The 25,310-nt window shown below is 63.4% G+C and carries 21 protein-coding genes and 1 pseudogene; 4 read left to right on the top strand and 18 right to left on the bottom strand.

Translation table 11 applies throughout. From position 1 onward, the window contains the following. Positions 1 to 317: 317 nt before the first annotated feature. Positions 318 to 662 (bottom strand): cupin domain-containing protein, encoded by a 345-nt coding sequence (locus J7302_RS20190; protein ID WP_215378768.1) that lies wholly within the window; start codon positions 660 to 662, stop codon positions 318 to 320. Positions 663 to 883: 221 nt separating this feature from the next. Here J7302_RS20190 and J7302_RS20185 point away from each other — a divergent pair, with 221 nt between their 5' ends. Next, positions 884 to 1,594: a lipopolysaccharide kinase InaA family protein gene (locus J7302_RS20185; RefSeq protein ID WP_215378766.1), complete on the top strand. Its 711-nt coding sequence runs from the start codon at positions 884 to 886 to the stop codon at positions 1,592 to 1,594. On the opposite strand, the gene J7302_RS27050 is transcribed toward J7302_RS20185, so the two are convergent. Together J7302_RS27050 and ada are read right to left on the bottom strand one after the other, a co-directional pair. Next, complete coding sequence (locus tag J7302_RS27050; protein WP_215378763.1) at positions 1,582 to 1,938, bottom strand: Ada metal-binding domain-containing protein; 357 nt, start codon at positions 1,936 to 1,938, stop codon at positions 1,582 to 1,584. The genes J7302_RS20185 and J7302_RS27050 overlap by 13 nt on opposite strands. After that, positions 1,935 to 2,999, bottom strand: a complete 1,065-nt coding sequence (gene ada / locus J7302_RS20175) for a bifunctional DNA-binding transcriptional regulator/O6-methylguanine-DNA methyltransferase Ada (RefSeq protein ID WP_215378760.1) — start codon at positions 2,997 to 2,999, stop codon at positions 1,935 to 1,937. The genes J7302_RS27050 and ada overlap by 4 nt, the downstream gene beginning before the upstream one ends. Before the next feature lie 220 nt (positions 3,000 to 3,219). Here ada and J7302_RS20170 point away from each other — a divergent pair, with 220 nt between their 5' ends. After that, positions 3,220 to 3,849, top strand: coding sequence for a class I SAM-dependent methyltransferase (locus tag J7302_RS20170; RefSeq protein WP_215378756.1), 630 nt, complete (start codon positions 3,220 to 3,222; stop codon positions 3,847 to 3,849). Positions 3,850 to 3,930: 81 nt separating this feature from the next. Here J7302_RS20170 and J7302_RS20165 read toward each other — a convergent pair whose 3' ends face one another. Both J7302_RS20165 and J7302_RS20160 read right to left on the bottom strand, forming a co-directional pair. Continuing rightward, complete coding sequence (locus J7302_RS20165; RefSeq protein WP_215378753.1) at positions 3,931 to 4,173, bottom strand: hypothetical protein; 243 nt, start codon at positions 4,171 to 4,173, stop codon at positions 3,931 to 3,933. 105 nt (positions 4,174 to 4,278) lie between these two features. Further along, complete coding sequence (locus J7302_RS20160; RefSeq protein ID WP_215378750.1) at positions 4,279 to 5,217, bottom strand: LysR family transcriptional regulator; 939 nt, start codon at positions 5,215 to 5,217, stop codon at positions 4,279 to 4,281. A 121-nt stretch (positions 5,218 to 5,338) separates the two neighbouring features. Here J7302_RS20160 and J7302_RS20155 point away from each other — a divergent pair, with 121 nt between their 5' ends. Beyond that, entirely contained in the window at positions 5,339 to 6,088 is a 750-nt protein-coding gene (locus J7302_RS20155) for a 3-oxoacyl-ACP reductase family protein (RefSeq protein WP_215378747.1), read from the top strand. A 100-nt stretch (positions 6,089 to 6,188) separates the two neighbouring features. Here J7302_RS20155 and J7302_RS20150 read toward each other — a convergent pair whose 3' ends face one another. The 9 genes and pseudogenes from J7302_RS20150 to J7302_RS26635 form a co-directional block, all read right to left on the bottom strand. Beyond that, positions 6,189 to 7,115: an aldo/keto reductase gene (locus tag J7302_RS20150; RefSeq protein WP_215378744.1), complete on the bottom strand. Its 927-nt coding sequence runs from the start codon at positions 7,113 to 7,115 to the stop codon at positions 6,189 to 6,191. Continuing rightward, positions 7,112 to 8,416: an NTP/NDP exchange transporter gene (locus tag J7302_RS20145; RefSeq protein ID WP_215378739.1), complete on the bottom strand. Its 1,305-nt coding sequence runs from the start codon at positions 8,414 to 8,416 to the stop codon at positions 7,112 to 7,114. Before J7302_RS20145 ends, J7302_RS20150 begins: the two co-directional genes overlap by 4 nt. Before the next feature lie 96 nt (positions 8,417 to 8,512). After that, the gene (aauR, locus tag J7302_RS20140; protein WP_215378737.1) at positions 8,513 to 9,835 is read right to left on the bottom strand and encodes a two-component response regulator AauR; all 1,323 of its coding nucleotides are present in this window, start codon (positions 9,833 to 9,835) and stop codon (positions 8,513 to 8,515) included. Then, the gene (locus J7302_RS20135) at positions 9,832 to 11,730 is read right to left on the bottom strand and encodes a sensor histidine kinase (RefSeq protein ID WP_215378735.1); all 1,899 of its coding nucleotides are present in this window, start codon (positions 11,728 to 11,730) and stop codon (positions 9,832 to 9,834) included. The genes aauR and J7302_RS20135 overlap by 4 nt, the downstream gene beginning before the upstream one ends. A 162-nt stretch (positions 11,731 to 11,892) precedes the next feature. Further along, entirely contained in the window at positions 11,893 to 12,627 is a 735-nt protein-coding gene (locus J7302_RS20130) for an amino acid ABC transporter ATP-binding protein (protein ID WP_215378734.1), read from the bottom strand. After that, positions 12,624 to 13,292, bottom strand: coding sequence for an amino acid ABC transporter permease (locus tag J7302_RS20125; protein WP_215378733.1), 669 nt, complete (start codon positions 13,290 to 13,292; stop codon positions 12,624 to 12,626). Before J7302_RS20125 ends, J7302_RS20130 begins: the two co-directional genes overlap by 4 nt. Further along, on the bottom strand, positions 13,289 to 14,035 hold the full coding sequence (locus J7302_RS20120; RefSeq protein WP_215378732.1) for an amino acid ABC transporter permease: 747 nt from the start codon (positions 14,033 to 14,035) through the stop codon (positions 13,289 to 13,291). Before J7302_RS20120 ends, J7302_RS20125 begins: the two co-directional genes overlap by 4 nt. Positions 14,036 to 14,219: 184 nt before the next feature. Further along, positions 14,220 to 15,128, bottom strand: a complete 909-nt coding sequence (locus tag J7302_RS20115) for a glutamate/aspartate ABC transporter substrate-binding protein (RefSeq protein WP_215378731.1) — start codon at positions 15,126 to 15,128, stop codon at positions 14,220 to 14,222. Positions 15,129 to 15,580: 452 nt separating this feature from the next. Further along, positions 15,581 to 15,895: pseudogene (locus tag J7302_RS26635) on the bottom strand (NAD(P)-binding protein); the annotation flags it as partial. 115 nt (positions 15,896 to 16,010) lie between these two features. Here J7302_RS26635 and J7302_RS20105 point away from each other — a divergent pair. Next, positions 16,011 to 16,172, top strand: a complete 162-nt coding sequence (locus tag J7302_RS20105) for a hypothetical protein (RefSeq protein WP_215378729.1) — start codon at positions 16,011 to 16,013, stop codon at positions 16,170 to 16,172. 108 nt (positions 16,173 to 16,280) lie between these two features. Here the strand turns inward: J7302_RS20105 and J7302_RS26880 are convergent, their stop codons facing one another. From J7302_RS26880 to J7302_RS20085, 4 genes are read right to left on the bottom strand one after another with little or no spacing between them, the layout of a single operon-like run. Continuing rightward, the gene (locus J7302_RS26880; RefSeq protein WP_285899563.1) at positions 16,281 to 22,046 is read right to left on the bottom strand and encodes an EAL domain-containing protein; all 5,766 of its coding nucleotides are present in this window, start codon (positions 22,044 to 22,046) and stop codon (positions 16,281 to 16,283) included. After that, complete coding sequence (locus J7302_RS20095) at positions 22,039 to 22,575, bottom strand: response regulator (RefSeq protein ID WP_215378727.1); 537 nt, start codon at positions 22,573 to 22,575, stop codon at positions 22,039 to 22,041. The genes J7302_RS26880 and J7302_RS20095 overlap by 8 nt, the downstream gene beginning before the upstream one ends. Beyond that, the gene (locus tag J7302_RS20090; RefSeq protein ID WP_215378725.1) at positions 22,572 to 23,921 is read right to left on the bottom strand and encodes an HD domain-containing phosphohydrolase; all 1,350 of its coding nucleotides are present in this window, start codon (positions 23,919 to 23,921) and stop codon (positions 22,572 to 22,574) included. Before J7302_RS20090 ends, J7302_RS20095 begins: the two co-directional genes overlap by 4 nt. Then, on the bottom strand, positions 23,918 to 25,192 hold the full coding sequence (locus J7302_RS20085) for an ATP-binding protein (RefSeq protein ID WP_215378723.1): 1,275 nt from the start codon (positions 25,190 to 25,192) through the stop codon (positions 23,918 to 23,920). Before J7302_RS20085 ends, J7302_RS20090 begins: the two co-directional genes overlap by 4 nt. Between the last annotated feature and the right edge of the window lie 118 nt (positions 25,193 to 25,310).

The raw sequence follows: 25,310 nt of genomic DNA, 5'->3' as shown, positions 1-25,310 counted from the left end.
CAGCGCTACGTCACGCGCTACAACACCGCCAGGCTCCATAGCTATAACGGGTATCGGTCGCCAGTTGCGATGGAAAGGCTGGCGGCGTGAAGCCTTAACTGGTGTCCAGAATTACTTGACCAGTTCAGCTTGCTGGCGAATGGCGCATGTTCGCCAGCAAGCTGGCTCCTACAGAGAGAGTACCGGCTATCCGGCTGTCAACTCGCCTCTCCCCCAGATTCCGCGATGAACCTTTTTTTGGGGGGGCAAACGGACGTGCCTGGCTATGCGTGGACAGCTCCCTCTCCCAGAGGGAGAGGGAGCTGGACGATGCGCTATTACGCGAAGACGAAGTACTTGCGTACCGTTTCCACCACTTCCCAGGTGCCCTTCATGCCCGGCTCGATGACGAACACGTCGCCGGCTTTGAGGTGCACCGGCTGCTCGCCTTCCGGGGTGATGATGCAGTAACCGTCGAGGAAGTGGCAGTACTCCCACTTCTCGTAGTTCACCTCGAACTTGCCGGGGGTGCAGATCCAGGTGCCCATGATCTTGCTGCCGTCCTTCGAGACGTAGGCGTTGAGGTTGACGGTGTGCGGGTCGCCGCCGATGCGCTTCCACTTGGTGGCGTCCAGCACCGGGGTCGGACAGGTTTCGCGCAGGACGGTGATGAAGTCGGACATGACAGCTCCAGGTCGATCGGATGAATGGCCCGTCACCATAGGTCTAATGTGAAAGAGGGAGTTGCCTGGTTTCGACCCCGATCTGCCTGGAAACGCATGCGAATGCTTATTTCATTGCAAAGGGCGCAGGTGTTAACCCGGTTCACTCACGCCAATTCTGCAGGTTAGGCGGCTTGATTCGGCGGAGCGTGCACTCAACGCTCCCGCGAGGAGGTGAAGCGATGAACATTCTCGAATCGAAGGAGGCGTCCGCCAACCGGGATGCGAATTTCGACAAATGGTGGGATACCTACGGCGAGTGGTTCGAGTCCGGTGACCAGCTGGTAAGCGGCGAGAGCGGCATCCAACGCCTGCATGCCGCGGATGGCCGGCTGCTATACAGCAAGCGCCAGGTTAACCACCTCAGTCGATCCGCCCTGCATCCCTTCGGGCGCCCGACCATCCTTGACGAATTGCAGGCCCTCGAGGCTCTGAAACGTTTGGGTGTCCGCGTGCCGGAAGTGGTTTTCAGTGATGCGCGGAAGGTCAACGGGGAGTGGCAGGCGTTGCTCGTCACCGAGGCGCTGGAAGGCTTCAACAGCCTGGAAGACTGGTACCTCAAAGGGACCCCGCAGTCAGGGGACGAGGCGCTTAACCAGCAGATGCTGAGGCAGCTGGCCAATACCGTGGGCCAGATGCATGTGGGGGGGTGGGAGCATGGCCGGCTTTCGCCGAAAACGATATTCGTCAAAGTGCGGATGCAGGGCGACGAGGCCGTTCCGGAGATTGCACTGCTCGGCCTGGCGAAAGCTCGGCATCACATGTCGACTCATCAGGCATCCAGTCATGACTTCGACTACTTCAAGGCGCATCACCAGCCCATGCCGGAGTCGGACTGGGTGCAGTTCGCGCATGCCTACCGGGGCGTGTTGGAAAGTGACTACATCCGCTGAGGCTTTGCTGCTGACGCGGTGACTGATCCGCTCCCAGTGTCTCCAAGGCGCGTAAGGCATGCATCAAGCGCAGTGACAGCCCGCCGATGATTTTGCCCTGCCTTCCAGTGCGCATAAGCTTCAGGCAGGCAACGGGCGCACGGGCGATAGCCGGCGGCCTGGGCAGTGGCTTGGTCGAGGAAGAACACGCGCTGCGCCACATAGCCACCCCGCGCGAGGGCGCGCAGCGCGGCGGGGCAGTCGAGCTTTCCATACACGCGGCTGCGTCGGTGGCCGCCGAGTGTTCCCGGCGAGGGGCTCCAGTAGGGCTTGCCGTCGGCGCCGAGCAGTGTCCAGCGCTTCACACCTCGGCCTCGCGGTCCAGCAGTTGGCGCTTGCGCTCGACACCCCAGCGATAGCCGGAGAGGTTGCCGTCGCTGCGCACGACGCGGTGGCACGGGATGGCCACTGCCAGACTGTTGGCCGCGCAGGCCTGGGCGACGGCACGGACCGCCTTGGGGGCGCCGATGCGGGTGGCGATCTCGGCATAGCTGGCCGTGCTGCCTGGGGGAATCTCGCGCAAGGCTTGCCAGACCCGTTCCTGGAAGGCCGTGCCGCGCACATCCAGCGGCAGGTCCAGGCCGAGTGCCGGAGCCTCGACGAAGCCCACTACCTTGGACACCAGTTGCTCGAACTTTCGATCACCGCCGATCAAACGGGCACGAGGAAACTTGTCCTGCAGGTCTTTGAGCAGCACGTTCGGATCATCGCCCAGCAGGATGGCGCAGACGCCGATGCCACTCTGCGCGACGAGGATCGAGCCGAGCGAGCATTCGCCCACGGCAAAGCGGATGTCGGTGTTTGCGCCGCCCGCGCGGTAATCGCTGGGCTTCATGCCCAGGACCTGGCTGGAGGCTGCGTAGAAGCGGCTATTGGAATTGAAACCGGCGTCGTACAACACTTCGGTCACCGAGGCTCCAGCGCTGAGGCGCTGGCGAACCCGCTGGGCGCGCTGGGCCAGCGCATAGGCCTTGGGCGTCAGCCCGGTGATGCCCTTGAATACCCGGTGGAAGTGCGAAGGGCTCATGCCGGCTTCGTCCGCCAGTGTCTCCAGGCCAGGCGCTTCCTCGGCAGTCTCGATACGCCGACAGGCTGTCTCGACCAGGGCCGCATGCTGCGCCGCGACGCTGGTCATGTCGGCGGCGGCGCGACGGCTGGGGCGGTAGCCGGCGGCTTCGGCCTGCTCGGCCGTGTCGAAGAACTCGACGTTCTCTGGACGTGGCAGGCGCGTTGGACTGCTGGGGCGGCAGTAGATCCCGGTGGTTTTCACCGCATACACGAAGTGCCGATCTGCGGCGGGATCACGAGCCTGCACCGCCGCCCAGCGTGGGTCCTGCTCCGTGCTGCTCTTGGCTGAGGCGTTCATCTCGGCTCCCGGTCTCCATTCGATTCAGGGCCAAGCTTATGCCCAGCATGAGGTCTGCGCATCCCGAGTCTTGCGGCCAAATTCGGACAGGTTGGTGCAGGCACGGTGGGGTGAATTCATTGACCAAGGAGCACATGGCAATCCCGCGAAAGGGCCGTAGGGTGGGATGAGCGCATCAGAGGTAAACTGACGCTTCGTTCATCCCTTTCACGAGCCTGCAATGCCACTGCTTCCTGCCGACCTAGCCAGCATCACCGCCACGACCCTGGACGATTACAACCGCAATGCCGAGGGCTTTCGTGAGGGTACCCGCGACCACGACGTCAGCCAGAACATCGAGGCCTTGCTGCGCAATATCCAGGGTTCGACACCGTTCACGCTGCTCGATTTCGGCTGCGGGCCAGGCCGCGATCTCAAAGTGTTCAGCCGCATGGGGCATCGGGCCATCGGGCTCGACGGTGCCCTGGCGTTCGTCGAGATGGCTCGAGCGGACTCCGGTTGCGAGGTGTGGCATCAGGACTTCCTGGCGCTGGACCTGCCTGCCGGGTTGTTCGATGGGATCTATGCCAATGCCAGCCTGTTCCACGTGCCGGTGCAGGAATTGCCAAGGGTGCTCAGGCAGCTACATGCCGCCTTGAAGTCTGGTGGTGTGCTGTTCAGCTCGAATCCGCGCGGGAGCAACGAGGAAGGCTGGAATGGCAACCGCTACGGCGCATGGCACGACTTTGATGCCTGGCGACAGTTGCTGGAGGAGGCGGGGTTCGTGGCGCTGGAGCACTACTATCGTCCCGCCGGCCTGCCGCGCGAGCAGCAGCCATGGCTGGCCAGCGTGTGGCGCAAGCCGAGTTAGTCGTTTCTGTCGAGCGCGCATTTCGCGAATGATTTCGCATCCCCCAGGATGCGGAGCTTCAGTGCCGACGTCCCTGATTTATCAGCTTCGGCCGGAGCGCTGGAGGGGAAGGTCCTTGCCGACGCTGGGAACCTTGGGATGCAGGATGGCGTTGCGGACCTTTTCGTAGTCCTCATAGGGCAGCCCACTGCGGCTGAGCATCTCGAGGGCGAACTGCTTCACTTCGGCGTCCGTGTAGGGGCGCTCCTCGGGTTTGGGCTGGCTGGCGCAGCCGGCCAGAATCACAGCTGTTACGGCCAGCGTCAGGATGTGAAGGGGTTTCATGGTGGGCACCGAGAGCAGGTTTCCAGATACCCGGCAGACTAACAACCACTCAGAGTGGGAAAAAATCATCCCGCCTGATAATGACTATTGCCTCTCGCGTAACGATCAGGAGGCTGGCCGCCAATTGGCGGAGAAGCGCTCGGCCAGTTTCTGGGCACGGAACTGTTCGACGATGAAGTCGATGAAGGCGCGTGTCTTCGCCGGCAGCAGCTTCTGCGCGCTGAAGTAAAGCACCAGGCTGCCCGTGTCGACGTACCAGTCCGGTAGCACCCGCACCAGGGTTCCGCGTTGCAGGTGGGGTAGGGCGTGCACGGTGCTGACCAGGGTGATGCCCAACCCCTGCATCGCCGCATGGCAGGCGGCCTCGGGATCGGTCATCGTCATGCGCAGCCTGAGGTCGAGGGTAGCCAGGCGATCATCTCGGGTGCGTAGTGCCCAGGAGCGCACGCGGCCGGTCTGCGGTGAGCGGATCAGGATGCCGTCGTGCTGCTGCAGGTCGGCAGGGGATTGGACGGCAGGCCGGCTGGCCAGGTAACCGGGCGACGCCAGCAATACGCGATGCGCCGGCCCCAGCTCACGGGCGATAACCCCCTGCGGCAGTTCGAAACCGCCGCCGATGGCTGCGTCGAAGCCCTCGCCGATCAGGTCCACTGGACGGTTTTCGAAGTGCCAGTCCGGGAGGATGGCCGGATAGCGCGTCAGGAATTCGCCCAGCAAGGGCAAAATGTAGTCCCGGCCGAACGCCATGCCCATGCTTACCTTCAAGGTCCCGGCCGGCTGGCCCTGGCTGCTGGCGAGGTTGGCTACGGCGCTCTGGATGCTGGCAAGGCCGCCGCTGACTTCGGCGAGGAAGCGCTCGCCAGCTTCGGTCAGGGTCAACCGCCGAGTGCTGCGCAGGAACAGGCGCACGCCGAGGTTGGACTCCAGCCGGGCGACGTTCTTGCCGACGGCCGCTGGGGTGAGGCCAAGGCGCCGCGCGGCCTCGGCGAAGCTGCCGGCTTCTGCGCTTCGGACGAAACACTCGATGCTGATGAGTGACTCCATGAGGAACTCCGTAAACCTTTGGTATCGACTGAATATAGCGATTGCCAGCTTATCGGTTTCGAGTGAGAGGTGAATACTGGGGCCGTATTCAACCTCACTCTCGGATTCCAGGAGATTCCACATGACCACTTCCAATCAACTTGCAGGCAAAGTCGCGTTCATCCAGGGCGGTTCGCGCGGTATCGGTGCAGCAACAGCCTTGCGCCTGGCGAAGGAAGGCGCGGCTGTCGCCCTGACCTACGCCAGCTCCGCCCAAGCCGCTGAAGCGGTCATCGGGACCATTCGGGCCACTGGTGGCCGCGCCATGGCGATCAAGGCTGACAGTGCCGACGAGCAGGCCATCCGCGGTGCCATCCGCCAGACCGTGGAAGCCTTTGGCCGCCTCGACATCCTGGTGAATAATGCCGGCGTACTGGCGGTGGCACCGATCGAAGACTTCAGCATCGAAGACCTCGACCGCACCCTGGCGGTGAATGTCCGCAGCGTGGTGATCGCCAGCCAGGAGGCGGCCCGTGTCATGGGCGAGGGTGGCCGCATCATCACCATTGGCAGCACCAATGCCGAGCGCATGCCCTTTGCCGGTGGTTCCGTCTATGCCATGAGCAAGGCGGCGGTGGCTGGCTTTACCAAAGGCCTGGCCCGCGACCTGGGGCCGCGTGGCATCACGGTGAACAACGTGCAGCCGGGGCCGGTGGACACCGACATGAACCCCGACGATGGCGAGTTCGCCGACTCCCTGAAGCTGCTCATGGCGCTGCCCCGTTACGGTCGGGCCGAGGAAATCGCCAGCTTCGTCGCTTACCTGGCTGGGCCAGAATCCGCCTTTATCACCGGCGCCAGCCTGATGATTGACGGTGGTTTCTCCGCCTGAAATGGAACTCCGTAGGGTGCGGCGGGCGGCACTCCGCTGAGCAACGCGATAGCCATGACAGGCGTTGATGGGTGTCGCTGCGCTCGACCCATCCTACGAGTTAAGAAATCTGGATCAGGCGCTGGCGCAGCGCCTGGTCCGGTTCCGTCCCCCGCCCGGCCTGGAGGTTGTCCAGCATGTGGCGCGGTTTTCCCGTTCCGGGGATCACGCAGGTGACCGCCGGATGGCTCAGGCAGAACTTCAGCAGCAGTTGCGGCCAGCTTGTGCAATCGTAGTCGCCGGCCCAGCCTGGCACGGGTTGCTGTATCAACCTGCGCAGGAGGTTGCCGCCGCCGAAGGGACGGTTGATCAACACGGCTACGCCGCGCTCCTGGGCCAGTGGCAAGATACGCTCCTCTGCTTTGCGGTCGGCCAGGGCATAGTTGATCTGCAGGAAATCCAGCTTCTGCGCGCGTAACACCTGCTCCACTTCATCAAAGGCGCTGGCGGTGTAGTGGGTGATGCCCAGGTAGCGGATCCGCCCTTCGTCTTTCCACTGCTGCAGCGTCTTCAACTGCTCCTCCCAGTCCACCAGGTTGTGCACCTGCATCAGGTCGATGTGCTGGCGTTGCAGCAAGCGCATCGAGTGCTGCATCTGTTCAATGCCGCGCTCGCGGCCCTGGGTCCAGACCTTGGTGGCGACGAAGGCTTTGGCATGGGCCTGGAGCTCACCGAGCAGGCTGCCGACCACCGTCTCGGCTCCGCCGTACATGGGCGAACTGTCGATCACCGAACCGCCGGCGGCGAAGAGATGTTCCAGAACCCGGCGGCAGTCGGTCCAGGCCTCACTGTCAGCCGGGGAAATGTCGAAGACGCGGGAGGTGCCGACGCCAATCACCGGCAGCAGCTCACCGCTGGTGGGAATGGCGCGGCGTTTGAGCGGTTGTGCTTCGACGGCCTCGGCGCCGAGGCCGAAGGGGCTCATGGCGCAGAGCGCGGCGCCTGCGCCGAGGCGCAGGAATTCGGCGCGGGTAATGCCTGTTTTCATGGTTCCACCTCGTGTGACGGATTTGCAGCGCTGCGCTCGTGGCGCCATCCCAGGCGCCAGCCCAGCAGGCCCCAGGCCAGGGCGACACCGGCGCCCACCAGGGCCACCTGTGCGGCACCGAGGCCGATGGCCGTGAGCAGGGCATTGAGCCAGGCGCTGACGGCATCACCACCGCGGTAGACCACGGTATCGATGAAGTTTTTCGCCCGGTACTTGAGTTGGGCGCCGAGCGGTACGAAAAGCATCTCCCGCCCCGGCCGGATAAAGGCGTATTCGCCGACCCGGCGCAGCACCATCACCCCGACGAACAACGTGAACTGTGGCACCAGCGCCAGCAACAGGAAGCCCAGGGCGACCAGCAGCGGCACTACGCCTAGCAGCGCGGCAACGCCAAAACGCTGGGCTACCCGGCCGGCAATGAACAACTGGCAAAGCAGCGACAGCGCCTGGACGGAGAAGTCGATCAGGCTGAAGACGCGGATCTGCTGCCGGCCTTCCGGGAACAGCGCCGCCACCAGCCGTGCCTGCTCGAAGTAGAGGAAGGTACTGGTGCAGGTCAGCAACAGGACGAAGGCGCAGATGCCCAGCAGATAGGGCGAACCCAATACCAGTGTGATGCCGGCGAAGAGATTGCCGGGCACCGGCCGTTCGGGGGATTCATCGTCGCCAGATGCACCGGGCCGGCCGGCGCCGCCATGCGTTCGCCAGCCCATCAGGTAGCGCCGGACGGGAAGGGTCGGCAGCAGGAGCAGGGCAGCCAGCACCAGCAGACCCGCGGCGCCCAGGTGCCCGACCAGCCAGCCGCCCAGCAGCGGGCCGAGCAGGCCGCCGAGGCTGGCCCCGGCGGCGATGAAGGGGAATAGCCGCTTGGCCTGCCGGCGGTCGAACACATCGGCCAGCAGGCTCCAGGCCAGGGACACCACGAACAGGTTGTAGACCGACAACCAGACATAAAAAGCCCGCGCCGCCCAGAGTGGTTCCGGGTTTTTCCACAGCAGCCAGGCGAAGCCCAGCAGGTTGAGCGCGAAGAACAGGTAGACCCAGTCGAGGAATTGCTTGCGTGGCACCCGCGCGTTCAGCCAGCCATAGGCGGGCACGGCCAGCAGCATGGTGATGAAGGTCGCGCTGAACAACCACTGCAGGTTCTCCACACCGCCCGCAATGCCCATGCTTTCGCGCACCGGCCGCAGCATGAAGTAGCCACCGAACAGGCACAGCAGCAGGGTAAAGGCGGCCATGGCCGGGGCCAGTTCGATTGGCTCGGCCTTGATCGCCTGGCTGGCTCGCTGAAGGAGGGGCATGGCGGCGGTCCATGCGGGTAGGATGTCTGAAGGTTTTAGACCATGGGGACGGGAGCCGCTTTTCCTGTGGGTTCGGCCCACCTCCGGGCCGGGTGGTCAGAGCCCGTACTTCTTCACCTTGTCGAACAGCGTGGTCTTGGCCATCCCCAGCGCAATGCTGGCCTGGCTGAGGTTGCCGCCATGCCGTTCCAGAGCCGTGCTGAGCAGGCTCTTTTCGAAGGCTTCCACCGCTTCGGCAAAACGCGGCTCGTTGCCGTCCGGCGTGAGGCCGGTTTTCTTGAACACCGGCAGGCCAAGGGCGAAGCGTTCGGCGACGTTGCGCAGTTCGCGCACGTTGCCGGGCCAGTCGTGGGCCATCAGCGCCGACACGGTGGCGTTGTCCAGTTCCGGTGCGACGCGGTCGAAGCGCAGCGAGGATTGCTGCAGGAAGTGCTCGAACAGCATCAGGATGTCTTCGCGGCGCTCGCGCAGCGGCGGCAGTTCCAGGGTGACGACATTGAGGCGGTAGTAGAGGTCGCTGCGGAAATTGCCGGCCTTGCCCTGTTCGTCGAGGTCGAACTTGGTGGCGGCGATCACCCGGCAGTCCACCGGGATCGGCTGGTTCGAACCCAGGCGCTCCAGGGTCTGCTCCTGCAGTACGCGGAGGAACTTGATCTGCAGGTTCAGTGGCATGCTCTCGATTTCGTCGAGGAACAGCGTGCCCTGGTGGGCGTGCTCGATCTTGCCGATGCGGCGCTTGCCGGCGCCGGTGAAGGCGTGGGCCTCGTGGCCGAAAATCTCGCTGTCGAACAGGTTCTCCGGCAGGCCGCCGCAGTTGAGGGCGACGAACTCCTTGGTGTGGCGGCGGCTGTAGTCGTGCAGGCAGCGCGCGACCAGTTCCTTGCCGGTGCCGGTTTCGCCTTCGATCAGCACGTTGGCAGCGGTATCGGCGACGTTGGCGATCAGCTCGCGCAGGGCCTGGATGGCCGGCGAGCGACCGATGATACGTTGCTCCAGCGACTGGCGGCCGGCCAGTTGGCGACGCAGTGACGACACTTCGCGGGCCAGGCGACGTTGCTCCAGGGCGCGGCGGGCCACGTCCACCAGGCGTTCGGGGGAGAAGGGCTTCTCCATGAAGTCGTAGGCGCCGTCGCGCATGGCCTGCACGGCCATGGAGATGTCGCCGTGGCCGGTGATCAGCACCACCGGCAGGCTGCGGTCGCGAGCTTTGAGACGTTCCAGCAGGGTCAGGCCGTCCATGCCCGGCAGGCGGATGTCGCTGATGACGATCCCGGCGAAGTCTTCGCCCACCTGCTTGAGTGCCTCTTCGGCGCTGCCGACGCCGATGCTGGGAATATCCTCCAGGTCCAGGGCCTGCTGGCAACCTAGCAATACGTGGGGGTCGTCTTCGACGATGAGGACGCTGAGCGGCTCGGTCATGGGGTGGGGCTCGCAGTGGAATCGGTGCTTTCCAGCAAGGGCAGGCTCAGCTCGAAGGCGGTGCCGCCGGTTTCCGGATGGTGGGCGGCCAGGCTGCCGCCGGCGGCGGTGGCCAGGCTGGCGGAGAGCGTCAGGCCAAGACCCAGGCCGGTTTCGCCAGGCTTGGTGGTGAAAAAGGGCTCGAACAGGTGGACGCGGTTGGCCGGGTCGATCCCTGGGCCGTTGTCGCGGACCTGCAGGCGATAGGTCTGGCCGTCGATCCGACCATCCAGCCAGAGTTGGCAGTCGGGCTGGCCGCTCATGGCGTCCAGGGCGTTGGTGATGAGGTTGACCAGGATCTGCTCCAGCCGAGTCTGATCGATGGCTAGCAATACGTCGCCGAAGTCCCGGTGCAGGGTTAGCGGGGTGCGCTCGAGGCGCGCGTGCAGCAGGAACAGCGCGGCATCCACCGCTTTGCCCAGGCGTGCCTGCCCATGGTCGTCGGAGCGTCGGGCGAAGGCGCGCAGGCTGGCGGTGATGCGGCCCATGCGGTCGACCAGTTCGTTGATCGCCGCGAGGTTGGTCGAGGCCGTATCGAGGGACCCTCGCTGGAGGAAGCGCACGGTGTTGCCGGACAGGGTCCGTAGTGCGGCCAACGGCTGGTTGAGTTCGTGGGCGATGCTGGTGGACATCTGTCCGATCACGGCCAGCTTCCCGGCCTGGACCAGGCCGTCCTGGGCCTTGCGCAGATTGTCTTCGGTCTGCTTGCGCTCACGGATCTCGTCGAGCAGGCGGGCGTTGCTGGCGCGCAGGTCCGCTGTGCGCTCGGCAATCTTGCGTTCCAGCTCATTGTTGGCGGTAAGCAACGCTTCGCGGGCGGCCAAACGGGTGGCGATGACCTTGCGTCGCTCATTCCAGGCAATCAGCAGGAAGGCCAGGAAGGCGAAGCCAACGGCCGCCAGCATCCCCTGAATCATGGCCTCGCGGCGTAGGTCGGTGAGGGGCGAAAGCAGGGTGAAGTGCCAGGGCGTGTCGTTCAGGGTGCGGGTCTGGGCGAGGTAGGCCACTTCACTGGACTGGTCGCTGGCGGCGAAGCTGATGGCTTCCAGCCCGTCGCCGAGGACCTCCCGCGAACGCGGCTCCCATTCGTTGAGGGCCCACCAGTGGTACTGCAGGCTGCGGGCCAGGCGTTCCTTGTCCTCGGCGCTGAGCGGGCGCACGGCCTTCATGCGCAGGGCCGGGTCGCTGGAGAGGATGATGATGCCGTTCTCGTCGCTGACGAAGGCCTGCAAGCGGGCCTTTTCCCAGCGCTCCTGCAGTGCCTCAAGCTTCACCTTGACCACGGCGACGCCAATGATCCGGCCTTGGTAGCGCAATCCGTGGGCCAGGTAGTAGCCCGCTTCGCCGGTGGTGCTGCCGACGCCGTAGAAGCGCCCCGGGCGCCCGTGGACGGCTTCCTGGTAGTAGGCGCGGAAGGACAGGTCCTCACCGAGGAAGCTGTCGGCGTCCCGCCAGTTGCTGGTGGCCAGCACGCGACCGGTGGTGTCGAGCAGGAAAATGGCGCGGTTGCCGCTGCGACGGTTGAGGCCTTCAAGGTAATCGTTGACCAGGGTGCGCCGGTAGGGCGTGGGGTTCAGCAGCAGATGGCTGACGCTGTTTTCCAGCTCCAACAGGCTGGGCAGGTAGGTGTAGCGGTTGATCTCGCTCTCCACGGCGCGGGCATGGAGTTCGAGCTGGCGTTCGCCGTTCACCCGCAGGGCGCGGATTCCGGATTGTTCGCTGAGGTTGTAGCCGATGTAACCGATGCCCAGCATCAGCAGGACCAGCGACAGGAACAGCAGGGTGTGGCGTAGCAGGCGCGGTTTCACGGTCAGGGCGGCGGGCGTGGCGCGGAAGCTGGCGGAAGGACATTGCATCATAGACATCCGGGCCTGACCAGTCGCCGCCCGCCGCTAGGCTTTAAGCGGCGGGGCGGGGCGTGTCGGAAAGCCTGTAGGAGCGAGCTTGCTCGCGAATTGCCTGGCGACCTTCGCCAGCAAGAACTCGGCGTCCCCCTGGCTCCTACAAAAGCCCTGCGATCAGTGTTGAAGAATCTTGGCGAGGAACTGCTGGGCGCGGTCGGAGCGTGCCGAGACGTCACCGAAGAACTCGTCCTTGGCGCAGTCTTCGACGATCTGCCCGCGATCCATGAAGATCACACGGTCGGCCACCTTGCGCGCGAAGCCCATCTCGTGCGTTACGCACATCATGGTCATGCCTTCCTGGGCCAGTTCGACCATTACGTCGAGCACTTCGTTGACCATCTCCGGGTCCAGCGCCGAGGTGGGTTCGTCGAACAGCATCACCACCGGGTCCATCGCCAGCGCGCGGGCAATCGCCACGCGCTGCTGCTGGCCACCGGAGAGCTGGCCTGGGTGCTTGTGGGCGTGGGCCTTGAGGCCGACGCGGTCAAGCAGCTTGAGGCCCTTGTCGATCGCCTCGTCCTTGCCACGGCCCAATACCCTGGTCTGGGCGATGGTGAGGTTCTCGGTGATCGACAGGTGCGGGAACAGTTCGAAGTGCTGGAACACCATGCCGACGCGCGAACGCAGTTTGGGCAGATTGGTGGCTTTGTCGGCGATGGAGGTGCCGTCGACCACGATATCGCCTTTCTGGAACGGCTCCAGGGCGTTGACGCACTTGATCAGGGTGGACTTGCCCGAGCCCGACGGGCCGCACACGACCACCACTTCGCCCTTGCTCACGTCGGTGCTGCAGTTGGTCAGCACCTGGAAGTCCCCATACCACTTGTTGACGTTTTTGATGGAAATCATACGGCTAACCTTTTCTGCAGGAGTTTGACCAGCTGGGAAGCGGCGAAGCTGACAGTGAAATAGACCAGACCGGCGAAGATCAGGAATTCATGTGGCTGGCCGATGATGTCGCCACGCGAGCGGGAGGCATTGAGGAAGTCCATCAGGCCCACGGTGTAAACGAGCGAGGTGTCCTGGAACAGGATGATGCTCTGCTGCAGCAGCAGGGGCGTCATCTTGCGGAAAGCCTGGGGCAGGATGATCAGGCGCATGCTCTGGCTGTAGGTCATGCCCAGCGCGGAAGCTGCGCCCATCTGGCCCTTGGGAATGGCCTGGATGCCGGCGCGGACGATTTCGCAGAAATACGCCGCCTCGAACATCATGAAAGCCACCAGGCAGGAGGTGAACGCGCCGACGGGGGTGTCTTCACCGGTGATCGCACGCAGCAGGAAGGGCACCGCGAAATAGAACCAGGTGATCACCAGCAGCAGTGGGATGGAGCGGAAGTAGTTGACGTACAGCCCGGCGATCTTCGACAGCATCGGGTTGTGCGACAGGCGCATGAGGGCCAGCAGGGTGCCCAGGGCCACGCCGCCGAACACGCCCAGCACCATCAGCTTGAAGGTCATCAGCAGGCCTTCGCCCAGGCCCGGCAACGCGGGGATGATTGCGCTGAAATCCATCATTTACCTCCTACGGAGATCAGGCCGGGCACCGCGACCTTCTGCTCCACCAGGCGCATGAACAGCATCAGGCTCATGTTCAGGGTGAAGTAGATCAGCGTGGCCAGGGTGAAGGCCTCGAACAGGTTGGCGGAGAACTCGGCGGTCTGCTTGGTCTGCGCCAGCAGTTCCATCAGGCCGATCAAGGACGCCACCGAGGAGTTCTTGAAGATGTTGAGGAACTCACTGGTGAGCGGCGGGATGATGATGCGGAAGGCCTGTGGCAACAGCACGTAACGGTAGATCTGCGGCAAGCGGAAGCCCATGGCGCGGGCGGCGCCCAGCTGGCCCTTGGGCAGCGCCTGGATGCCGGTGCGCACCTGCTCGCAGACGCGTGCAGCAGTGAACAGGCCAAGGCACACGACCACGCTGAGGTAGGCGGAAGTCGCGGGGTTCAGGTCTTGCTTGAACCACATCTCCAGCGGCTCGGGCAGCAGGTCCGGCACCAGGAAGTACCAGAGGAATAGCTGCACCAGCAGCGGCACGTTGCGGAAGATTTCCACGTAGGTGGTGGCGATGCCAGAGACCCAACGGTTCGGCACGGTACGCATCACGCCGAGCAAGGCACCCAGCAACAAGGCGATGATCCAGGCCACCAGGGCGATGGCGATGGTCCAGCCCAGGCCGGTGACGAACCAGTCCAGGTAGATTTCGCTGCCGATCCCGGTGGACTTGAAGAACACGCTCCAGTCCCAGTTGTAATTCATCAGGGAGTTCCCCTTTAAGGTCGATCTGTCTGCGGTTGAAGGCAGTGGAAGGGGGAGATAGCTCCCTCTCCCTCCGGGAGAGGGTTGGGGTGAGGGCTGCATGACTTTGCACGGAGCCCACGAACCCTCTCCCCCAACCCCTCTCCCTGACGGGAGAGGGGAGTAGCGGCGGAGCGCGGCGACGTCAGATTTCTTCGGCTGACTTGTCGGTCGGATTGGCCACCAGCTTCTTCAGCTCGTCGCTCATGGGGAAGTTGAGGTTCAGGCCCTTGGGCGGGATGGGCTGGGTGAACCACTTGTCGTAGATGCCGGTGATCTCGCCGGAGGCGTAGGTGTCGGCGATGGCCTTGTCGACCACTTTCTTGAAGGCATCGTCACCTTTGCGCACCATGCAGCCGTAGATTTCGAACGACTGTGGCTTGCCGGTCACGACCCAGTCGTCCGGCTTCTTGGCCTTGGCCATTTCGCCGTAGAGCAGGGCGTCGTCCATCATGAAGGCCACGGCGCGGCCGGATTCGAGCATCAGGAAGGACTCGCCATGGTCCTTGGCCGAGATGATGTTCATGCCCATCTGCTTCTCGGCGTTCATGGACTTGAGCAGACGCTCGGAGGTGGTGCCAGCGGTGGTCACCACGTTCTTGCCCTTGAGGTCGTCGAACTCGTTGACGCCAGCCGACTTCTTCGACAGCAGGCGGGTGCCCACCTCGAAGATGCCGACGGAGAAGCCAACCTGCTTCTGGCGCTCCAGGTTGTTGGTGGTGGAGCCGCACTCCAGGTCGACGGTCCCGTTCTGTACCAGGGGAATGCGGGTCTGCGAGGTGACCAGGTTGTAGCGGACCTTCAGCTCGGGCATGCCCAGCTCCTGCTTGATGGCCTCGACTACTTTCAGCTGGATGTCATGGGAGTAGCCGACTGGCTTGCCCGGCTCGGTGCCGAGGTAGGAGAAGGGGATGGAGGCGTCACGGTGACCGAGGGTGATGGTGCCGGTTTCCTTGATCTTCTTCAGGGTGCCGGTCAGCTCTGCGGCAAAGGCCGGAGCACAAATCAGGGTTGCTGCGATAGTGGAGGCCAATACCTTGGGGAGCATACGCATGAATTTCAGTCCTCGACGATGATTGTTCTTATCGGAGCGAGCGGGATATTCGCGTCCGTCGAGATCTTTGATGGCAGGATGCGTGCCAGCTATCTGGTAATCCGTATTTATAAATAAAGCTTTGAAATATAAGGGTTTTATTTAGTTGGCATGCTAACCGGAAAAACGCGTTGTCCGGTCTTCCGAATATCAATGCCGGACGTCGTTCGGATATCCGAACGAGTGTCACAGGGGCTGTCCGGTGGGAGGGCTCGCAGGTTGGTGCTGAGCGAAGCCCAGCATTCTCGGATTGCACGGCTCCGCTGTGTTGGGCTTCGTACCTCAGCCCGACCTACGTTCACTCCGCCGCCTTGGATGCCTCGACCACCTTGGGCTTGGGTGAGAACTTCGCGGCCAGGCGCATGGAACGGGTGACCAGGCGCTGAAACAGGGTCGAATGGATCTGCGATTCGCTCATGCCAGGTCAGGCGGATGATCTCGGTTTCCAGCAGCGTCTGGTCCTGCAGGCAGTGCTTTCCCCTGCAGCCTTTCAGGTAGGTCTTGATCTCGTCCTGCTTGGCGAACATCCGCGTCCAGTTGGGGTTGGGCTCGAAGGAAAAGGAGTACAGATGCGATTGCACGTCGCAGCCGCAGCCCGGGTCGTTGTTCACACGCCAGGTGCCGCCGATTTCAGCTTCCTTCTCCAACATGAGGAAATCGTTCTCGCCCTTCTGCTTGAGACGGATGGCCATGCCGAGGCCTTTATCATTGGTGTGCGCGAGCTGCATGGCGCTTCACCTGTGCTGCGAGCGGTGCTGCGCGAGGTGATGGACGAGTTCGCTGCTGACATGGCTGAGGACTCCGCAAGATCCAGCTGCTTACGGCCAACTCCCGGAAGCGGTGGTGCTGCGCGTGGCCAGCCAGGTCAGCGACAACCTGTTCCAGATGTCCCTGGACTACCTGGTTGAACCATGCCGTCGAGAGGCCATCCGCACCGAGGCCGAGGAGCAGGTGCTGTTCCTCTTCACGGGAGCCAGGGTTTTGCAGGCGTTGGGGGGCGAGTGAGTGGAGTCGGCTCGAGGTCGCCTTCACAGGATGGTTGAGCAGTGCGATACGCATCATTTCCGACCGCATGTGTAACCATCCGAACTCCATAGGATGAGCTGTCTGGAATTACACGCTTTCGTCCTGAGTGATCGCGGTTGTGCCGTCGTCCTTGTCCTGGGCCAGGCTGTGATGCAGGAAGGCCTGAGCGATGGCCGCGCGTAGCTGTTCGTCGTCCCAGGGCTTGGTGAGGAACTTGTAGATGGCTCCCTGGTTGATGGCATCGGTGACCGATTTCAGGTCGGTATAACCGGAAAGCACGATGCGCACGGTGTCCGGGTACAGGTCTTTGACCAGGCTGAAGAACTCGGTGCCATTCATCTCCGGCATGCGCTGGTCTGAGAGGATGACCTGGACGTTGTGCTTGGCTAGCAGCGTGAACGCATCCTGGGCACGGCTGGCCGTGAGGATCTGGTAGCCGTCGCGGCGCAGCACGCGGGTGAGGGCGCGCAGGATGTTTTCTTCATCGTCGATCAGCAGGAGTGTCTGGGTGCTGCTGGTCCCCGACCGGCTGCTGAGGTAGGCCGCCGGGCTCTTGTGGTGCTCGCGCAGGAAGGTTTCCAGGTCGGCGAAGGGCATGGGGCGGGCGAAGTAGTAGCCTTGGAATTCGTCGCAATGGCTCTTCTTGAGGAAGGCGAACTGGGATTCGTTTTCCACCCCCTCGGCGATGACCCGCAGGCGCAGGTGGTGGGCCATGGAGATGATGCCCAGGGTGATCGCGGCGTCGTGTCGGTCGCTGATGATTTCCTGGACGAAGGCGCGGTCGATCTTCACTTTGTCGATTGGCAGGCGCTTGAGGTAGTTGAGGCTGGAGAAGCCGGTACCGAAGTCGTCGATGGCCAGGCGCACGCCCAGGGTCTTGAGCGCCTGCAGTGTGTTGATGGCGCGCTCGGCATTGTCCAGCAGGACGGTCTCGGTGATTTCCAGTTCCAGCAGTTCGGCGGGTAGCCGGGTCTCTTCGAGGACGCGGCGGACACTGTCGACGAAGATGCTGCGCTGGAAGTGCACCGCCGAGATATTCACGGCCACCACCGCGCCGCTGATGCCGCGGTCCAGCAATTCGCGACAGTCGCGGCACGCCGTTGCAAGGACCCACTCACTGAGCGGGATGATCTGCCCGGTATCTTCGGCAACTGGAATGAACTGCGTCGGGGAAATGGACCCGAGCGTGGGATGCTGCCAGCGCAGCAGTGCCTCGTAGCCGGCGACACGGCCATTGCGACCGTCGATTTGTGGCTGGTAATGCAGGGTGAAGGCGTTGGACTCGATAGCCTTCTGCAGCTCGTTGCGCAAGGTCACCCGCTCGCTGACCTTCTGCTCCAGGTCGGTGGTGTACCACTGGTAGCAATTGCGGCCCTGCTGCTTGGCCTTGTACATGGCCAGGTCGGCCTGCTGGATCAGCTGCATGGGTTGCTGCATGCCGCCCTCGCTCATGGCGATACCCAGGCTGGCGGTGATGTGCAATTCGCTACCGGATACTGGATAGGGGCGGGCGATGCTATCGATGACCCGCTCCGCGATTTGCAGGACGTCTTCCTCGCGAGCCAGGTCTGGCAGGACCAGGATGAACTCGTCGCCACCCAGCCGGGCCACGGTATCGCCGGGGCGCACTTGCTGGCTCAGGCGGCGCGCCACTTCGACGAGGATCTGGTCACCGATGCTGTGGCCCATGGAGTCGTTGATCGGTTTGAAGCCGTCGAGGTCGATGAACATCACCGCAAGTTGGCGCTGGTAACGCTGGCTGATCTGGCAACCCTGGCGCAGCCGATCTTCCAGCAGCGAGCGGTTAGGCAAACCGGTCAGTACGTCATGGCTGGCGTTGTAGGCCAGTTCGGACTCGACGCGCTTCTGCTCGGAGATGTCGTTCTGGACACCGATGAAGTGGGTGATCCGGCCCTGTTCATCAGGTACCGGGGCGATGTAGAGGTCATTCCAGAAGGGCGTGCCGTCCTTGCGGAAGTTGCGCAGCACTACATGCACTTCGCGCTTGTGCTTCAGACTCTTGCGAATTTCGGCGACGCCGGGTTGGCTGTGGTCCGTACCTTGGAGGAAGCGACAGTTGCGCCCGAGCGCTTCGCCTGCGCTGTAGCCGGTGATCCGCTCGAACGCCGGATTGACGTAGATGATCGGCAGGTCGTCGGCTTCAGCGTCACAGATCAGCGCGCCGTTGTAGCTGGCCTCGAGGCTGCGTTGGAGGATGCGCAGCTGTTTTTCCGATTCCTTGGCGCGGGTGATGTCGCGGAAGGCGACGACCCAGCCGCCGAGGGCCCGGGCGTGCAATAGCGGGGCGCAGTCATAGGCGAGGTGACGGATACCGCCATGTTCTTCTTCGAGGCTCGCTTCGCCATGCCGCGACTGGGAGGCGGCGGTGCCGTCGTGGTCCAGCGACAGCGGCAGGCGTATGTCCAGCGGTTGCCCGAGTAGCGCGTCTGCGGTCTGGCCCAGGAGCCCGGCTGCGGCCGGGTTGACGTAGGTCAGGCGGCCCTGGCGATCGATGGCCAGCAGGCCCTCGCCGACGCTCTGGGTGATGGCCGAGGTGAAGTCCAGTTGTTCCTGCAGGCGTTGCTCGCTGGCAAGCACTTGGCGTACCAGGCGGATGTTCTCCAGGGCGGCAATGGCCATCTGGGCGAACTGCTGGGTAATGGCCAGGTCATCCTGGTCGAAGGTGCCCTCGAACTTGTCGGAAAGTTCGATCTGCCCTAGTTGTTTGCCGCTGTGATCGATCAGCGGCGCCGAGAGCTTGCCGGACGAGGGCGGTTGCCCATCGGCGGTGCCGGTGGGCGGTGTTGCTTCCAGTTCCGCAGAGGGCAGCAGATCCGGCTGGCTGGTGGCGACTGGTGGTGGTGGCTGGTGCTGCCTGGCTGCGTAAGTCTCGGAAAGCGACACCTGTTGCAGTGTGTCGGTCTGTTGGCTGTCGGCGGTGAGGGTGATGACGGCGCGATGTGCGCCAATCAGCAGGCGCAGTTGGCCGCACATGTAATCGACAAGCGCACGTGGATCGAGGATGCCACCGATGTTCAGCGCGGTTTCGCTGAGACCACGCAGCAGCAGCGCCTTGCGTTCGGACTGTTGCAGAGTTTCACGCAGTGCGCGGGTCATGCGGTTGCGTTCGCCGATTTCCTTGGCAATGCCGAAGACGCCAACGATTTCGCCTTCGACGACGATGGGCAACTGGGTGATGTCCAGCTCCATCACGTCGCCCAGCCGGGTACGGCATCGAACCTCGTAACGCTGAGCCTCGCCCTTCAGCACTGTACGAAAGTGCTGTTTGATTCGCTCGATATCTTCCTCGAGCAGCAAGGTGGAAAAGTGCTGTCCGAGCAACTCCGCTTCGCTGTATCCCACTCGTTCACAGCAGGCGCGGTTGAGGCTGAGGTAGCGACCAAGGCGGTCGGTTGCGAACACCGGATCGGGGTTGAAGGTGAACAGGGAGCGGTAACGCTGCTCGCTTTCCTCCAGGCGAAGGCGGTCATGCTGGCGCTCGATGGCGATGGCCGCCAACTGGCCGGCCGTACCCATCAGCTGCAGGTCGTCGTCGTCCGGCGAGGCGGGGTCGCGGCGGTAGACGGCGAAGGTGCCGAGCACGTCGCCGTGGTGGGAGATCAGCGGGATCGACCAGCAGGCGCGCAGGCCATGGCGCAAAGCCTGCTCGCGGTGTTCGTGCCAGAGCGGGTCCTCGCTGATATCCAGGCTGGTGACCATCTGCCGGCGGAACACGGCCGTGCCGCAGGTGGTTGCCAGAGGGCCGATGGGCAGGCCGTCGATGGCTTGTTGATAGGCACCTGGCAGGCTGGGGGCCGCGGCAAGGCGAAGTCGCTTCTTTTCTGCGTCGACCAGCATGACCGCGCAGAGCGACCCCGGCTCCAGCGCTTCACTCATCTCGCAGATAGCCTTGAGGATGCTCGGCAGTGGCTGGTCGGTGGAGATCATGCTGAGGATGTCGCGCTGGTCCTCTGCATAGGCCTCGTGCTGGACCAGGTGGGTGATGTCATGGGCCACGGCGAACAGGGTACGTTCGCTGGCTGACCACCCAGCCGACCAGAGCAGGTGGACCGTGCTGCCGTCACGGCGCTGGCACCGATTGCGCACTGACTCCCGGGAGTTGCCATCGATGATGGCGCGCACCTGGGCCTGGGTACGCTCCCGGTCCTCGGGATGGATGAAGTCCGTGTAGCGTCGTCCCATCAACTCTGCGGGGGTATAGCCGAGAGTGGCTTGGCTGGAGGGGCTGACCTGGATGAAACGGTCCGCTTCGTCGATTGAGCACAGCACGTCCATGGAGTGATCCATGATCCGCTGATTCTGGAATTGCAGGCGCGCCTGGAGGTGCAGGCTGTGTTCCAGGTCCTGGTTGCTCCGGTGCAGGCTCTGACTGCGCTCGACCGCCAGCCGCGCCAGGCTCTGGCTGATCATCAGGAAGAACGTGAAGCCGAGCCCGAAGAGCATGAACAGGGGCGGCAGGTAGGTCGTGGTGGCGTCCGCAGGCGGATTCACCTGATAGGTCACGAGGCGCCAATACCTCGAGGGCTCGAGGGCGACCAGGCGCTCACCCGTGGGAAAGGGCGCGCGTGCGCCAAGGCCATCCTGCGAGTCGTAGATGCGCTGCTGGCCTTCGTAGGCCTGGAGCACGAAGCCGCCCAGGTCCTTGCCCAGCTGCTCGTCGAGGGTGGCGCCAATGTTGAGGTTGGCTACGAGCAGGCTGGGCGTTTGATCGCCAATCCGCAAAGGGACTGCAATCAGACTGCTGTCGTCCTGAGCGCTGTAGCGTTGTGTCGGACTCATGCGGGCGACGTCGCCCTGCTGTACCTGCTGCAGCCATTGGCGCAGCTCCGGCTGGGCGAGGAAACGGGTCAGCCAGTCGCGTGCCTGCTGGCCACGACCTTGTTGGTGCTGCAGACGCAGGTCGGGGTCCAATACGGCGATCAGGTTGAGGTTGCTGAAGTCCCGCAGGTAACTCCCGCTTTCCTGATACCACAAAGGTTCGGCAGGCATCGCGCCCAGGCTTTGCCAGCGTTCGGCCATGCGTTTGATAAGTTGCTGGCGGTCGGCAACGGTACGCTCGATGGAGGCCTGCGTGCGCAGCAGCAGCTGGTCGCTGAGGTCGTTGAGGTTGGCAATGCCATTGAGGCTGAGCAGGAACCAGCCGACGCTGGTGAACAGCGCGCCGAGCAGGCCAATGCCCAGGGCGCGCCGGTCAGGCAGGCCGATGCGTGGGGCCGGTTGCGCGCACAACAGCACAATGGCAATGCCGAGCATGGCGACCAGCAGGTTGGCGATGCTGTTGATCTCTGGCCTGATGGCGATACGCAACGGGCTGGTGTCGGGCCAGAAGGTGACCAGTTGCGACAACAGGCTGATGCCGACCAATGCCATGCCTGTCAGGCGGCACAGCCATCGGCCTCCTTGGCGGATCGCCGAGAACAGCAAGGCAAGGCCGAACAGGCAGGCGATCGAGGCCAGTTCGTTGCGCATGCGCCAGTAGCCGCTGACGAGGGAGCTGCCCTGGTCATTGCCGCCGGCCAGAATGTTGTGGGCAAGGCTGTAGCCGGCCAGACCGAGTACCAGGAAACTTCCGATCAGGCACGGGTTGCGCCTGCCCCGGGTGGCAGCCAGCAGGGAAAATCCAGCCAGACCGGCAAGCAGGGCGCTGTCAGGTAGCAGGACCAGGTCCTGCCGCCCCGGGTTGTCGAAAAATGGAACGGCCATCAGGCCGATGCCACCCAGGGCCATGAGGACAAATGCCAGGCAATGCAGATAGGCCTGTGAAACCACGCTGCGGGTGGCATTAGCCTGGCGGATGCCAGCTCTCGCCGTGGCTGTGTGGCGCTCAATCATCCAGCTCGTAACCTTCGATCAGAACTGCACCGTCATTGTCACGACATACGCGCGTCAGGCCAGGATGCTCGGCCTCCAGGCGCAGCAGTTCGCGACGCTGGCGATCGAGGGTGTTCTGCTGGCTGCGGACCTGTGCCAGAAGACGCTGGTTTTCGTTGCGCAGGCGGTGCAGGTCGACGGCGGCGAGCAAGGCGCTTTCTATCTCGTATTCTTCCCAGGGTTTGGAAAGGAAGCGGTACACCTCGACCCGGTTGATCGCTTGCATGAGTGTGCTGCGGTCGCCATGGGCGCTCAGCAATATACGCAGGGCATCGGGTTGGCGCTGGCGGGCGAACTGCAGGTAGGTGAGACCATCGAGTCTGGGCATCTTCAGGTCGCAGACGATCGCGGTGTACTGGTGCTCGCCGAGGGCAGCCAGCGCCGCCTCGGGGTCGTCGAACAGGTGCAGTGTCCAGCCCTGCGGATGCAGCAGGCGTTGTAGTGCGCTGAGTACGTTGCGCTCGTCGTCCACCAACTGGATCTTGATCATCTGGACAGCTCCTCGATCATGCCCGCTGCGGTCGCGGGCTGCCTGACATAAAGGGTGTAGCGCGCCCCTTCGCTGGACTCGAAGGCGATCAGCTTGTCGATCAGGGGGCGGGTCAGTTGCTTGCCGATGTTGAGCAACAACATGCCGCTTTCGGCTTGCAGGTTACGGGCGAGGACCATGCCGGGCTCCAGGCGTCGGGTATCCAGCGCAACGACACCCGGTTCGGTGTCTGCCAGTTCAGGTGCAAGCTCATCACAGAGCTCGATGAAGTGGCGGCAGAGTTCCGGGTCGTAGAGTCGGCCGGCATTCTTGCCGAGGAACTCCAAGGCTTCTTCCCGTGTCAGGCGCCGCTGCAGGAGCAGTCCACACTGGAGTTCGACGAAGTCCACTGCAATCTTGAGCAGCCGTGCGCCAAGGGGGATCGCTTCTCTGTGCAACTGATCAGGGAAGCCCGTGCCGTTCCAGCGCTCTTGGTGGTGCCGAATCAATCGGCCCGCATCATGCAAGGGCTCCAGGGCCATCAACAGGCTTTCCCCGAGCGCCGGGTATTGTCGGTAGCGGTCGCGCTCCTCACTGTGCAGGAGGTCGGATGGTCGGTTGAGCAGGTGGTCATCCCAGGTCAGTTTGCCCAGGTTGTACAGCGCGGCCGCCATGGCCAGGTCGTGGCTTTCAGTCGCGGGCACTGAAAGACGACTGGAGAATGCGCGGACCAGGCCAATGACCTGGGCGTTGCTCTGTTTATCGCACGGCAGGCGCTGGTTGAGCAGGGCCGAGAAGACTTCGGTTGCCGTGACATAGCTGTGCCGCAGTTCGGCATAGGCCAGGTCGAGCATGTCGGCGGTCTGTTGCAGTTCGGCTGTGCGCTCGCGCACGCGTTGCTCCAGGTTGGCGTTGAGCTCTTGCAGGCGCAGGTTCTGTTCCCGGGTGAGCCGTTCCAGGCGCCGATGCTCACGCTCGGCGTGCTGGTGGGCCAGCGCCTGTCGCAAGTTGATGCGCAACTCGTCGTCGTTCCAGGGTTTGCTCAGGTAGCGGTAGATGTGGCCCTGGTTGATCGCACGGATACTGGTGTCCAGGTCCGCGAGCCCGGTCATCAGCAGGCGCAGGGTGTCCGGCCAGCGCTGCTGGACCTGGGCCAGCAGGGTGGGGCCGTCCATTCCTGGCATCTGGGCGTCGGAGATGACCAGGTCCACGGGCTGCCGCTCCAACAGTTGGAGCGCAGCACCTGCGCAGTTGGCGGTCAGCAGCTCGTAAGCCTCGTTGCGCAGCGAGCGGCGCAGGCTGCTGAGCACGTTGTCATCGTCATCCACCAGCAACACATAGCGGCCAGTTTGCCGGGCTTCGCTCATGCGGGCGGCGCTCCCGACGACTTGGCCGGGTCCGGCTGCTGGATCGGTAGCCAGATGCGGAAACGGGTGCCGATGCCGGGCTGGCTGAAGGCTTCAATGCGCCCGTTGTGCTTCTGCACGATGTTGTAGGAAAGGGCCAGCCCGAGGCCGGTGCCCTTGCCCACGGGCTTGGTGGTAAAGAAGGGTTCATAGATGCGGTGGAGGATGCGAGGCTCGATGCCTTTGCCGTTATCTTCCACTTCCAGCCAGACCCAGCCGCCTTCGTGGCCGGTACGCACGGTAATGCGTCCGAATCCTTCAATGGCGTGCGCGGCGTTGATCAGCAGGTTCATCGCCACCTGGTTGATCTGCGAAGGAATGCACTCCACTGCAGGCAGCTCGCCATAGGCCTTGATCACATCCGCTTTGTACTTGAGCTCGTTGTTGACCAGGTTGAGGGTGCTGTCCAGGCCACGATGCAGATCGGCAGCATGGAAGGCCTCTTCCTCGATATGCGAGAAGTCCTTCAGAGCCATGATGATCTTCTTGACGCGCTCGATACCGTCTCCCGACTCGTGGATCAGGGCTTCGACATCGTTGCGGATGTAGTCATAGTCCAGGCTACGCTTGAGCTGCTGCAGGTCCTCCAGGGAGGAGACGGTATCCACGCTGTCGACAATGCGCAGCAGGTCATTGACGTAGCCGGTCAAGGTCTTGAGGTTGGAGAAGACATAGCCGATGGGGTTGTTGATCTCGTGCGCAACGCCTGCCGCGAGTTGGCCGATGGCGGCGAGCTTCTCTGACTGCAACAGCTGGGCATTGGCCTTTTCCAGCTTGCGGATCAGCTGCTCCGGCTTCACTTCATCGATCAGCTCGTCCGGCGTGGCAGTTGGCTTGTCACTCGCGGATTCCTGGTTGGTGGCGTCGTACAGCAGCAGGCCCAGGCAGGCTTGGCCGTCAGCCGAGTGGAACGGTAGGAGCAGGGCGTCCTGCAGCATGCGGTCCGCCTGAAGGTACGGAAGCTGGAGCAGGTCTCGGGCATTGTTGCCGTGGCGATGGACATGGCGTCCGTTGCTGTGGGCTGTGGACGCCATCTGTTGCAGACTTGTTGCATCGGCTTCGGGAAAAACGTCGCTGAAGGGCTGCTGCCTGGCCTGCTGGAGCGATGTGCCGCTCCAACGACTGACAAGGGCATTCCAGTAGAGGATGTTCAGTTTCTGGTCGAGCAGAATCACACCGATGTCGATGTGTTCGGCCCAAGCACTGATGAGTTCTGACGGGCTGCTGTCCATGATGATCGCCCTGACTGCTTAGCTGAGTCCTAAATCGCCCTTGTTCCTGGCGCTTCTTGTATTTTGTTGTATGAATTGTATGACAGATTGCTGGCGCCTGAATTGTGTCGTTTTCGTT

Origin of the sequence: Metapseudomonas boanensis (assembly GCF_018704125.1) — a bacterium.
GTDB classification, from domain to species: Bacteria; Pseudomonadota; Gammaproteobacteria; order Pseudomonadales; family Pseudomonadaceae; genus Metapseudomonas; species Metapseudomonas boanensis.
This window is presented reverse-complemented; position numbering and strand designations above follow the sequence as displayed.

What these genes read in the sequence shown, in the direction of transcription:
- J7302_RS20190 (WP_215378768.1), bottom strand. Translation starts at nt 662, where the DNA reads ATGTCCGACTTCATCACCGTCCTGCGCGAAACCTGTCCGACCCCGGTG.
- J7302_RS20185 (WP_215378766.1), top strand. Translation starts at nt 884, where the DNA reads ATGAACATTCTCGAATCGAAGGAGGCGTCCGCCAACCGGGATGCGAAT.
- ada (WP_215378760.1), bottom strand. Translation starts at nt 2,999, where the DNA reads ATGAACGCCTCAGCCAAGAGCAGCACGGAGCAGGACCCACGCTGGGCG.
- J7302_RS20170 (WP_215378756.1), top strand. Translation starts at nt 3,220, where the DNA reads ATGCCACTGCTTCCTGCCGACCTAGCCAGCATCACCGCCACGACCCTG.
- J7302_RS20165 (WP_215378753.1), bottom strand. Translation starts at nt 4,173, where the DNA reads ATGAAACCCCTTCACATCCTGACGCTGGCCGTAACAGCTGTGATTCTG.
- J7302_RS20160 (WP_215378750.1), bottom strand. Translation starts at nt 5,217, where the DNA reads ATGGAGTCACTCATCAGCATCGAGTGTTTCGTCCGAAGCGCAGAAGCC.
- J7302_RS20155 (WP_215378747.1), top strand. Translation starts at nt 5,339, where the DNA reads ATGACCACTTCCAATCAACTTGCAGGCAAAGTCGCGTTCATCCAGGGC.
- J7302_RS20150 (WP_215378744.1), bottom strand. Translation starts at nt 7,115, where the DNA reads ATGAAAACAGGCATTACCCGCGCCGAATTCCTGCGCCTCGGCGCAGGC.
- J7302_RS20145 (WP_215378739.1), bottom strand. Translation starts at nt 8,416, where the DNA reads ATGCCCCTCCTTCAGCGAGCCAGCCAGGCGATCAAGGCCGAGCCAATC.
- aauR (WP_215378737.1), bottom strand. Translation starts at nt 9,835, where the DNA reads ATGACCGAGCCGCTCAGCGTCCTCATCGTCGAAGACGACCCCCACGTA.
- J7302_RS20135 (WP_215378735.1), bottom strand. Translation starts at nt 11,730, where the DNA reads ATGCAATGTCCTTCCGCCAGCTTCCGCGCCACGCCCGCCGCCCTGACC.
- J7302_RS20130 (WP_215378734.1), bottom strand. Translation starts at nt 12,627, where the DNA reads ATGATTTCCATCAAAAACGTCAACAAGTGGTATGGGGACTTCCAGGTG.
- J7302_RS20125 (WP_215378733.1), bottom strand. Translation starts at nt 13,292, where the DNA reads ATGATGGATTTCAGCGCAATCATCCCCGCGTTGCCGGGCCTGGGCGAA.
- J7302_RS20120 (WP_215378732.1), bottom strand. Translation starts at nt 14,035, where the DNA reads ATGAATTACAACTGGGACTGGAGCGTGTTCTTCAAGTCCACCGGGATC.
- J7302_RS20115 (WP_215378731.1), bottom strand. Translation starts at nt 15,128, where the DNA reads ATGCGTATGCTCCCCAAGGTATTGGCCTCCACTATCGCAGCAACCCTG.
- J7302_RS26880 (WP_285899563.1), bottom strand. Translation starts at nt 22,046, where the DNA reads ATGATTGAGCGCCACACAGCCACGGCGAGAGCTGGCATCCGCCAGGCT.
- J7302_RS20095 (WP_215378727.1), bottom strand. Translation starts at nt 22,575, where the DNA reads ATGATCAAGATCCAGTTGGTGGACGACGAGCGCAACGTACTCAGCGCA.
- J7302_RS20090 (WP_215378725.1), bottom strand. Translation starts at nt 23,921, where the DNA reads ATGAGCGAAGCCCGGCAAACTGGCCGCTATGTGTTGCTGGTGGATGAC.
- J7302_RS20085 (WP_215378723.1), bottom strand. Translation starts at nt 25,192, where the DNA reads ATGGACAGCAGCCCGTCAGAACTCATCAGTGCTTGGGCCGAACACATC.